Annotated in this window: 10 protein-coding genes; 6 read left to right on the plus strand and 4 right to left on the minus strand. The window is 41.9% G+C overall.

Annotated features, from left to right (window positions below):
- Positions 1-561: 561 nt before the first annotated feature.
- From HQK88_12875 to HQK88_12885, 3 genes are all read right to left on the minus strand, one after another.
- The gene (locus HQK88_12875; GenBank protein ID MBF0617695.1) at positions 562-900 is read right to left on the minus strand and encodes a hypothetical protein; all 339 of its coding nucleotides are present in this window, start codon (positions 898-900) and stop codon (positions 562-564) included.
- A gap of 389 nt (positions 901-1,289) precedes the next feature.
- Positions 1,290-2,177, minus strand: a complete 888-nt coding sequence (lsrF, locus tag HQK88_12880; protein MBF0617696.1) for a 3-hydroxy-5-phosphonooxypentane-2,4-dione thiolase — start codon at positions 2,175-2,177, stop codon at positions 1,290-1,292.
- A gap of 32 nt (positions 2,178-2,209) precedes the next feature.
- Positions 2,210-3,790, minus strand: coding sequence for a cupin domain-containing protein (locus HQK88_12885; protein MBF0617697.1), 1,581 nt, complete (start codon positions 3,788-3,790; stop codon positions 2,210-2,212).
- 152 nt (positions 3,791-3,942) lie between these two features.
- Between HQK88_12885 and HQK88_12890 the strand changes: the two genes are divergently transcribed.
- From HQK88_12890 to HQK88_12915, 6 genes are all read left to right on the plus strand, one after another.
- The gene (locus HQK88_12890) at positions 3,943-4,455 is read left to right on the plus strand and encodes a Uma2 family endonuclease (protein MBF0617698.1); all 513 of its coding nucleotides are present in this window, start codon (positions 3,943-3,945) and stop codon (positions 4,453-4,455) included.
- A 45-nt stretch (positions 4,456-4,500) separates the two neighbouring features.
- Entirely contained in the window at positions 4,501-5,703 is a 1,203-nt protein-coding gene (locus HQK88_12895) for an ABC transporter permease (protein ID MBF0617699.1), read from the plus strand.
- Between the two features lie 2 nt (positions 5,704-5,705).
- Complete coding sequence (locus tag HQK88_12900) at positions 5,706-6,956, plus strand: ABC transporter permease (protein MBF0617700.1); 1,251 nt, start codon at positions 5,706-5,708, stop codon at positions 6,954-6,956.
- 322 nt (positions 6,957-7,278) lie between these two features.
- Positions 7,279-8,052 carry a peptidylprolyl isomerase gene (locus HQK88_12905; protein MBF0617701.1) on the plus strand — a complete coding sequence of 258 codons (774 nt, stop codon included), beginning with the start codon at positions 7,279-7,281 and terminating at the stop codon, positions 8,050-8,052.
- Between the two features lie 3 nt (positions 8,053-8,055).
- Positions 8,056-8,877, plus strand: coding sequence for a fumarate hydratase (locus HQK88_12910; GenBank protein MBF0617702.1), 822 nt, complete (start codon positions 8,056-8,058; stop codon positions 8,875-8,877).
- Positions 8,878-8,977: 100 nt separating this feature from the next.
- Positions 8,978-10,789 carry a tetratricopeptide repeat protein gene (locus tag HQK88_12915; protein MBF0617703.1) on the plus strand — a complete coding sequence of 604 codons (1,812 nt, stop codon included), beginning with the start codon at positions 8,978-8,980 and terminating at the stop codon, positions 10,787-10,789.
- 110 nt (positions 10,790-10,899) lie between these two features.
- Here HQK88_12915 and HQK88_12920 read toward each other — a convergent pair whose 3' ends face one another.
- On the minus strand, positions 10,900-11,181 hold the full coding sequence (locus HQK88_12920) for a hypothetical protein (GenBank protein MBF0617704.1): 282 nt from the start codon (positions 11,179-11,181) through the stop codon (positions 10,900-10,902).
- Between the last annotated feature and the right edge of the window lie 77 nt (positions 11,182-11,258).

The following is an 11,258-nucleotide window of genomic DNA, read 5'->3' on the forward strand; positions in this document are numbered from 1 at the left end:
GCCAGCCTTTAAGAAACTGGAGCCAAACTATTTCTCAACTTGCTTTATTTTTCGAGGGCAGGCTAATATTGGATATCACTGTGTGACGGAGTTTCAGACTTGACACAGTTTAATGAATTTATCCTTTTCTAATTTCTGATAAACCTGATAAGGAATTCCAAGTCTTTTTGATACATCACACTGGCTAAACCCGAATTCATGCCTTAATATCCTGAGAAGTATTGGGACGGCTGCATAAGGTTATTTCCGCTGTGCTTCCGACAAGAATGTTGTAAGTCTGTCTACACCACAACTGAATAACCATCTTCTTTATAATGGAGTTATTTTAACCTGTTGTCCGATTAATTTGTAACTATTGCAATTTTTATTTGCAGCCTGTAGATTCAGATCGTTTTGTAACGCTGTCGGGAACTTTTCGCGCAGTGCAAGAGTACGCTCTTCGGCATTGAGTTTAACAAGCTTTCTGTGAGCAAGATTGATTAGGAATTGTCCGGCTAAACGTGTTTTTCCAGCCCCGTTTGGCCCGGCGATAATCCACATCCATTTTGACATGGTACAGGTTTATCGCAGTTTGTGGGTTTCTTGAGGTATGCGGACTACAAGCTTTCCATCGACAGAACCATGAGTCGGGATGCCGAGAGCGTCATTTTCGGCGACCGCCTTTTTTGCCGCCTCATCAAACGATTTTTGCACAAGCGCGGTTAACGCTTCGACATCATCAAAAATGTAGTAGTCCTCACTTGCTGGCGCGTGCTTTACCGCGCGTTTCACAGTTTTTGCTCTTGTAATTGACATACGATTTATTATCCCTTTTTTTACTGTTTTTTGCAAGACTTTATTTGCCCCTGCGATAAACAATTTGCTGCTTTTTATTGCCGATAACTCCTTAATCCATCCCACTCATATTAAAACCAATTCCCTAAACTTTGCTTAAAGCCGGACGGTCAGAAAAATCAATAAAGACTTACCTATTGAGCGTGGAAAAAGGTACCATTTTGTCTAATGTTGTCACAACGGTATAAAATCAAGCGTTTGTTGAAGGGAAACAAGGCCAACAAGATAAGGCGATGACAGAAACAAACACCTAACCGGCCTTGAGGTTGAGAAACTTCTATCGGCCACTATAGGCAGCCGTAACGAAGTCCGCTGCCGTTGTCTTTATCTTTTCCTTAATAATTTTCGCGAGGGGTAAGGCACCCCAGCCAAACGGTACAGCCTTATACCGAGTTGCAGTCAGAAGCACTCCTTATTGCTTTATCCTTACCCTCTCAAAATGAAAACTAATCTTTTTAGTGTTTCTTTTCGTTTTTCAATGTCTGATAAAATTCAAGAGCCTGTTTAGGCGCCATACTTTCGTGCACGACTTTTCTTACGGCCTGAATCATAGCAATCGGGTCATCGGCCTGAAAAATATTTCTGCCCATATCAACCCCGGCAGCTCCTTGTTGAATTGCATTGTAGGACATTGTAAGAGCATCCAGTTCGGGAAGCTTTTTGCCGCCTGCCATGACTATCGGCACAGGACACGAGGCGGTAACAGTGTCAAACCCATCCGGCACATAGTAGGTCTTAACATAGGAGGCGCCAAGCTCAGCACAAATCCTGCATGCAAGCCTGAAATACCGCGCATCTCTTGCCATATCCTTACCGACGGCAGTAACAGCCAGTGTGGGAATCCCATAACGGTTACCTATGTCAACAAGGCGGGTCATATTGTGAATTGATTTTGTTTCATATTCGCCTCCGATAAAAACCTGAACTGCCATGGCTGATACATTAAGACGGATGGAGTCTTCAATATCAACTGCGATTTCCTCGTTGGATAGTTCCTTTAAAATGCTTGGGCCTCCGCTTGCCCTCATCACTATTCCTCTTTGGTATGTGGGAGGAATTACTGATCTTAAAATCCCTCGGGTCAGCATCAGGGTGTCAGTATAGGGTATAAGCGGAACAATATTAATATCCACTCTTTCAAGGCCGGTCGTCGGTCCCTGAAAATAACCGTGGTCAATGGCAAGCATCACGGTTTTTCCGGAGTTTGGGTCAAAGATTTTAGAAAGACGGTTTTTCATCCCCCAATCAAGGGAGTTTGATCCTTTCAGAAAAAATACATCGCTCTTTTGAGCAACCTCAGGGTAGAAAAGTTTAGCTTCTTTTACGTTGTCAAGGTCTGCCATGTTGTCTCCTTATTTATAATTAATAGTGTGTATTACGGTTTTTGAGGTTTATCCCTTATATGGTCAACTATGCAGAAAAACCCAAACGGCTCTGCTGTTTCATTTATAAGACGATGAACCTGCATTGGGGGCACATATGCCACATCAAGCGGATTGAGCGTAATTTTATCCTCACCGCTTATCAGTTGGCCAACCCCACGCACACATATTATTACATGTTCATGCTGGTGTTTTTCAAGGCTTGAATAACCTTTTTCAGCAATTTCAAAATATCTGAGATCAAAATTCGTCTGCTCGCCGTATTGTCCGGTAAGTTCATGGCGGATTATGTCTTTAAAATCCTGATGTTCCGATGCTTTATAAACCGTTGGGATTCTGCCGTGCCACAAGAAACTATTAAATGGAAGGTGGCACAGTAGCTCACCCTGTGTGTTAGCGGTCATGTCACAAGATGAATGGGCAGAGTTAGATGACAAATCAGGAGGCGTTGTTTTTTCATCAAATATTTCCCTTATTTTAATTAAAAAATCTGCGGTGCCTTTTCTTAAACTCTTGTTGTAAAGATGAAGGGCACCTCCAATCAGATAGACCGTGTCAGAGCCGTAAAGTGCTGCCATATCAGTGATACTGTCAAAGCTCATGCCGCCTGCAGGGGCCGGGAATGACGGCTTTATATGGTAAAGTGGGTGTCTTAGCGCATCATGAAGTTTTTTGCAGTCAGATTGAGTAAACCCGAATCTTCCTCCCGTATTGGGGTAGATGGAGATATCGGCGCCTGCCAGCCTGAAAATTGTGCCAAGCAAAACGTCAATAGAAATCCCATGATTTAAGTCGTGAAAATGTGTGCCGGTAAGTGCCGGATGAGACATAACTATCATATTAAATTTTTCGCTGAGATACCGCACCGAGTCAATTCCAACCAAAAAAGGAGAGATAAGAATCCCTCTGATACCCTCATCTGCGGCAAAGCTGACACAGCGCTCAAGCATATCCGCCTGTGCGCATATATTTGGAAAATAGATAGTGTTTTTACCAGTTTCAAAATTTGCTTTTGTTACGGCCCTTGTACACAAGGAAATTCTTTGTTTAAATTTATCAAAACTGCGGTCAACGAGGCCGTGGTCATCCTTTATGAGGTCACCGCCGCCATGAGCAAAGTTATAAGCGATTTCAGCCAACTCGGCGGGAGACAGTCCCATCGGTTTCAGAGCAGTGCTAAGAAGCGGACGGCCATAAACACCGAGGAGTTTTCTAATACCTTCAATCCCAAAGTTTGGCCCGCGGAATTTTTCTATAAAACACTCCGGTAGCTTAATATCCACAATTTTAATCCCGTTAAGCAGTGAAATGTTGCCATAGAGGACATTTAAAAACTGTGGCAACTGGTATGCGGTTATTTCGGGGTTATAGGATATTGTAGCGAGGTATAGGTTTTCATCTAATGGTGTGATACTTTCGGTTTTACCTATAATTGTATCTCCAATACCTCGTATGGCAGCAAGCTCCTCAGGCACCTCAACAGTCTGTTCAAGGGCAATCTTTCTTACAAGACGTTGAACGTCCTCACCGTGGTAACATTTTACACGATAGGTTATCTCGATTTTTTTCAGCACTGGATTATAATTCTTCTGAGTTCAGCCATTTTTCAAGGCTATTGTACAATAACAATTATTCAGGCAATAATTCAACTTACTCACAACAATGGTTCTGCAACAGTTCTTTCCGCTAACGACAAGACCATAAATCTTGTGATATAATTAAAATTATGGAAACAATTGAAAGAGATCTGGACTTAACTGAAATCATTAATGGAGAGGAAATCATGGGCCCTAGTCCATTTATACATCATCAAAACATATCAGCTAATTTGTATGATATCATACGTCAGCACATCAAAAAACATAATTTAGGGAAATTGTTTTTTTCACCACTTGACGTGATCTTTGAAGAAGGGATTAACAGGCTTCAACCTGATTTATTGTTTATAAAAAAAGAGAATTCATACATTGAGCAGGACTGGGTAAGAGGCGTGCCTGATATGGTGTGTGAGATAATCTCTCCAGGTACATACAAAAAAGATACCGCGACTAAGAAAAAGATATATGAAAAGTACAAAGTCCCTGAGTATTGGATAGTAATACCAGAGTTAAAGACTGTAGAGGTATTAACTATCGAAAACGATAAGTACGAGCAATATTCTTTCGCAGAACTTGAAGGCGTGGTTAATTCTAAAGTCATAGAAGGACTTAAGATTGACATTAGCGAAATATTTGTGTAAGCTGTTGCACTAAACACGAGGAACGTTCTTATAAACCGCTATAGAGTGCTTTCAAATGCCCACTCCGCTCTTTCAGCCGTCATGGCATATCGCCTAAGGAGTTTTTTCTGCATCCTGAGTGTAAGCATAGCAATAGCCGCAATAACCGCCATTGTTGCCGCAGTAGAAGGCGCTTACAATAGCGCCTATGAGCTGGTTGATAAGTTTGGCCCTGATACCGCTCTCATAATTGGAGGAGGTGAAGTCCAAAAGGCTTCCGGTTACAGAGAGAAGACCCTCACACTGACCGATGCCCGGGCAATTCGGGATGCTTTTATGTCGGCATGGCTGGTCATGCCTGTAGCCATAAAATCCGGGACAACTGTCTCTTACGGCAGTAAAAAACATCAGGCACTGGTTTTGGGTTCATCAGAGGACTACAGCAGAAGCTGGAGTTGGCCTGTTAGTGAAGGCACTGACTTAACGGCTGAGGATATCGCCTCTGGCACAAATGTCTGCCTGACCGGCCTGAAAGTTGTACAGGAACTGTTTGATGATAAGTCCCCTGTAGGAGAGACTATCATGGTCGGCATAATTCCCTGTAAAGTCATCGGCGTTCTTGCCGACAGAACCATATCCCAAATGGGACAGGATCTTAATGACCGGATAATTATGCCCATCTCGACAGTTATGCGAAAACTGCTTAACGAATCCCGCTACGTGTCGGTCATAAAGGTACGGTTTGAAGACCATGAAAATCTGAAATACCACATAGCTGAACTCAAAGAATTTCTCAGACACCGCCATAATATCAAAGAGGACGATGAGGATGATTTTAAGATTATCACCTCCGACGAAATTATAGCGTTTCTCGTTGCGTTAACCGGCTCATTAGTGGTTTTTTTGGGCATAACCGGTTTAGTGTCGCTGGTTGTGTCAGGGTTTGTACTGGCTAACTTATTTCTTCTTTCGGTTAAGGAAAGAACACGGGAGATAGGCATAAGGAGAGCGTGTGGGGCAACCGCCAGGGATATTTTTACCATGTTTTTATTTGAAGCCGCACTCATTACAGCACTGGGAGGCGTTGTGGGATTTTTGTTAGGAATTGCAGTTTCTGAAATTCTTAATGCCACAGCGGACTTTCCCATACATTTTTCATGGAAAGCCTTTGCAGCAGCCTTATCTCTTTCCATTATCACAGGAGTTGTGTTTGGTATAAAACCTGCCGTTTCCGCCTCATCATTAAAACCTATCGAGGCAATACGGTGAAAATGCCTCCCGTAAGACACACCTATTCAGCCAAAAACCTGATTCTTAATCTTAAAATCGCACTAAAATCCCTTAGTAACTTTAAACTGCGAACCGCACTTGCCGTAATGGGTGCCGTGTTTGGAGCGCTTTCAATTACTGTGGTCTCAAGTGTCTCTCTCTCAATGAAAATAAAAACAGAAAGGGAATTAGCCTCATTTGGTAAAAATCTGCTTGTAATCAGAAGCGGCCAAATGAAAACCCACGGCAGACCTGACGTTATGACAGACTCTCCCAAACTGAGCACTCTTGATGCCGCTGCTATCAGAGACCATACGCCGTATGTGAAAGAGACCTCCGTTATTGCACACAGGTCGTTGCCAGTGCGCTACTCTGACATGACCCTTCCTGGAGCAATTGTGATGGGAGTTTCGGCAGGGTACTTTAAAATCAGAGACCTTAAACTAAGCTCCGGCACACTGTTTACACAAACGCATTACAATGGGCTACAGAGGGTGGTTGTGATAGGTTCAAATATAGCTGAGAGGTTTTTCGCCCCTGATGAAAACCCCCTCGGAAAATACATTTATATCTATCAGCTGCCATGTGAAATAATTGGGGTAGCAACGCCTATGGGAGTGGATTTCTCGGACATTAATCAGGATAACCTCGTATATATGCCGCTTCAGACATATTTAAGAAGGTTTACAAACACTACAAAGGTTAACTTTATTCAGGTGCAAGCAGTGGATGGCGCTGTTATGGAGCCGCTTAAGGCAGAGACCGAAAGGATACTAAAAGAGCGCCACGGAATAAAAGAGGGCGAACAAAATGATTTTACCGTCTTTACCCTGAAAGATTTGACTACAATGCAGGACAAATCAATCAGGATAGTTAGAATACTGGGGCTTTGTGCCAGTACGGCATCGTTTTCGATAAGTGCAATAGGGATTCTTTCAATAATGGCCCTCATGGTGACAGAGCGCCGGGTTGAGATAGGAATAAGACGGGCAGTTGGGGCAGCAAAGAGAGACATTGTGCTTCAGTTTTTAGGGGAATCATCTTTTGTATCAGTTAGCGGAGGAATTGTTGGCGTCTGTACGGGCACGTTGATTACTATCGGCATAAGTTATTTTTCAGAGCTGCCCCTTAGTGTTTCAGCCTCAGGAGTTGCGCTTGCGCTAATCTGCTCTATAGTGACGGGAATTGTATCCGGAGTTTATCCTTCAATCAGGGCAGTAAGGATAGCCCCTGTCAACATAACCCACAATTAGAATACTCTGCTAAAGCACTATCGGTATCATCAAATCCAATTGCAAAAACCGGACATTTTTTGTTGTGCTACAACAATATCTGTTTGCAAAAAAAAGTAAAAAATGTTAACCTATCAGAACAGTTAACTAAAATTAAGGAGAGGTAATGATGAAAAGACTCTTTTACTTATCCCTTACGTTGGTGTTTCTTTTTGCATGTGGGAACTCAGGCGAACAGGGAAAAGCGAAAACCGGCACAGCCGTAGTTAAAATTGGAGACGTAACTATTACAGACGACCAAATTCAGGACGAATTAGCAAACCTACCGCCAAATGTCAAACCTATGTTTGCCGGCAAAGAAGGCATAACCAAATTGGTAGATGAACTAAAGAAAAGAGAGACGTTATACCTTGAGGCCAAAAAGGCCGGGCTCGATAAAGACCCTGTCTATATAAAAAAGGTAGATGACTTCAAGAAGGGGTATCTGATAAATTCTCTTATATCAAGAAACGTGGGAACTGAGGGGATAAAGGTAACTCCTGAGGAGGCCAAAGAGTATTTTGATAAAAACCCTAAAGACTTTGAAGTAACTGAACAGAGGAAAGCAAGCCATATACTGGTTAAAACAGAAGACGAGGCTAAGGATGTTTTAGCAAAGATAAAGAAAGGTGAAGACTTCGGAAAATTGGCAAAAGAAACGTCCATTGATAAAATGTCTGCAGAGAAAAATGGAGACGTTGGGTATTTTGGGAAGGGACAAATGGTGCCTGAGTTTGATAAGGCTGTATTTTCTATGAGTAAGGGGGAGATTAGCGCCCCTGTGAAAAGCCAGTTTGGTTATCACATTATTAAGCTTACAGACATTCAACCCACAAAGAAACTTGAATTTGAAAATTCCAAGGCCATGATAATGCAGTTTTTAACTCAGGAAAAGCAGAAAAAAGCGTTTGAAGCCTATATGTCACAGGTAGAAAAGGGTTATACAATAACAGTTGACCAAAAAGTGCTTGATGATTTTGTAAATAAACACATGGGGGTCAAACCTGAGGTTGGTGCTGGAGCGCTTCCGCCTGACCATGGTGCACCTCCGCCACAACCGGCACCAGATAAAAAGTAGTCAGTGTTGAAACTTAAGGACGGCATAGTATCACTCTTTAAGAAGGTGGTAACCTCGATTCCCCCTGACGTTGAAGATGCCATAAGAATGGCATACGGCAGGGAGGCTGAGGGGAGCCAGACAAAAGAGGTTTTTAGAGCTATCCTTGAGCAGGTAAAAGAAGCCAGAGTTCAAGGCAAACCACTCTGTCAACATGCCGGAGTGCCGGTGTTTTGGGTCGGTATGCCGCGTTCACTTAGCAGAAGAGAGATTTTAGATATAATTATAGACGGCACAGAGACTGCCTTTAAAAAGATTCCAGCATTTGGGGACAGGACTGAGGGTGAAGCATTACCTTCTATCCCTGTCCCTGTAGTTTTTTTTGAAGAGACAGACAGCACATCCCTCGTTGTTGATTTGCTTATAAACGGGGCTGATTGTGAAAATGCAGGAATGTTTTTTTCAATAAATCAGCCATTTACCGGTAATTTTACAGAAGTGAAAAAGGCTTTACTGGAATCTGTATCAAAAAGAAGCAACAATCTATGCTCACCTTGTGTGCTTGGGATAGGGATTGGGTCAGAAAGAACCCAGATTGCTGCCTTATCAAAAAAACAGTTGCTTCGCAAGCTGTCTGACAATAACGCCCATCCGAAACTTATGCAGCTTGAGCAGGAGTTAACCGAAGGGTTAAACACACTAATAACAGAGTTTCCATCTTTAAACTGTAAGACCGCCATTTTAGGAGTGAAGGCCGCCACTGTTAATCTTCACAGTTTTTCATATCTTGTTGATGTCTCAGTTTCTTGTTGGGCATTAAGAAGAGGACGCCTTATCTGGAGCTGAGCAGTCGTGGGCTGCACAGGCAGGGTATATTGACCAGCTCGTCTGTGTTTACGTATAATATGTTGTGAAGCAGAGTATAGGGTCCAAAGTTGACTTAAAGATGTTGGTGATATTTGGGCTTGTCATTATGATTGTCCTTGCCTACTTCAATATTGTTAATAATTCATTTGTAAGTTACGATGATTTTAAGTATTTAACTGAAAATCCCTACATAAGGGACGGTTTAACTTTAAAATCTCTGATGTGGTCCCTAACAGCCACTCACGGCTCGCACTGGCATCCTATAACATGGATTTCCCACATGGCGGATATACAGATTTTTGGGTTAAACCCTGTTGGACACCATCTTACGAGTTTGTTTTTACACATTGCCAACTCTATTCTGTTGTTTTTATTTTTGTTTGAGGTTACAGAAGAAAGGCTTTGGCAAAGTGCATTTGTTGCAGCGCTGTTTGCAGTGCACCCCATAAATGTGGAATCAGTGGTGTGGGCAGCGGAAAGAAAAAATATCTTATTTATGTTTTTTATGATTCTTTCATGGTTTGCTTATGTTTCATATATAAGAAACAAAAATATACCGGTTTATATCCTTTTGCTTTTACTTTCAGCATGTTCTGTGATGTCTAAATCATCAGCAGTTGTGCTTCCATTTACTTTATTGCTTTTTGATTACTGGCCCCTCAGAAGATACGAGATAGGAGTGCTTCATAACGGAGTCATGTACCAGGAGGAAAAACACATGGTGCTGTGGCTGCTGTTTGAAAAAATTCCCCTTTTTCTGATTTCTGTTGCAGGGAGCATTGTTATTACACTGATTCAGGAAAAAGCCAACACGATACTGTCCCTTGATGAACTCCCACTTGCTAACAGACTCTCAAACGTTGTGATTTCTTACTTTGAGTACATAAAAAACCTGATTATACCTTATGATTTTGCAGTATTTTATCCATATCACGATATGAACTCATTTATACCGGCAGTGGCGGCAACTATTTTTCTTGTTGGAATTACCGTTTTTGTTATAAGTGTAAGAAGTAAAGCGCAGTTTGCAGCAATGGGATGGCTGTGGTACATGGGAACGTTTCTGCCGGTTATCCAGATTGTACCTGTGGGTCTTGCACGGATGGCTGACAGATATGCCTACCTTCCTGAGACAGGAATATTTATAGTTTTCGTCTGGGGGCTTGGAAAACTGCTTGCAAAAACCCGTTTTCAGACAATTGCAACAGTTTTTATTTGTCTTACTGTTTTCCCTCCACTGATTTTTCTAACCCACAGACAGACAGCTTACTGGAAAGATTCCATGACACTGTTTAAACACGCGATAGATGTAACCACAGAAAACTACGTAGCCTATAATAATTATGGGCAGGCGCTGCTGAAAGCCAGCAAAGTTACAGAGGCTCGAATGGAATTTGACAAAGGTTTAAAGATACGTCCATATAACAGGGAGTTAAATTTCAATATGTTGTTAGCTCTTGAAATGGAGGGAAAAACTAAAGAAAATGAGAAGTATTTTGTATTACTTAAATCATTACCGGAGAAAAACACGGCTCTTAATCTATACAAAGAGCTTGGCAGCGCTTTAGTCAAATATAAGCAATACGAGTCGGCTGTTAAATACCTTAATTTGTACGTAAAACAAAACAATGGTGACTGGGAGGTCTATAAAAACCTTGGTGTTGCTTACGGTGGAATGAAAAACTATGATGCTGCCATCTCAGCCTTGAAACGGTCTGCAAAACTTAACCCGGTTGATTGGGAATCACGCTTTTTTATCGGATTGCTGCTCAGAGACAGCGGTAAGAGGACTGAGGCCGTTTCCGAATTTATGTCCGCATACAGATTGAATCCGGACTCTAAAGTATTAAAAGATATTCTTGAACACACCGTTGACACGCTTGGAAAATAGCCATGACACCGAAGCTGCCGGTAAAATCTATCGGTGATGAATTCTTATATCAGGTGGTGTAAAGAAAGAAAGACGGGACTACCCCCGTCTTTCCATCAAATAAAAACGTATTAGCAACCTGCTACTGCTTTTCTTACAACTTTACCCTTTGCCTTTGTTTCGACGGTAACTTTCGCACCAACTGCATCTGCACCGGCTTTAACATCACAGTCCTTATTGCAGTTAATTACGACATCCTTTTTTGATTTTTCGTCAGTTACGGTAATATCCATGACGCCCTCACCCTTTTTGTCTATTGCCTTTACGGTGCCAACTACTTTGTCACCAGCAAACAGGGCTGCTGTTGATAAGAGCATTGCAACTACCATAACTATTGTAATAACTTTCTTCAATTGATTCACCTCCTTTATTTTTTATTCAATGTTTGTCACTTTAATCGTGCCTAGTGTACCATATTTAAAATAAATAA

This window comes from Nitrospirota bacterium (assembly GCA_015233895.1).
In the GTDB taxonomy this organism is placed as follows: domain Bacteria; phylum Nitrospirota; class Thermodesulfovibrionia; order Thermodesulfovibrionales; family Magnetobacteriaceae; genus Magnetomonas.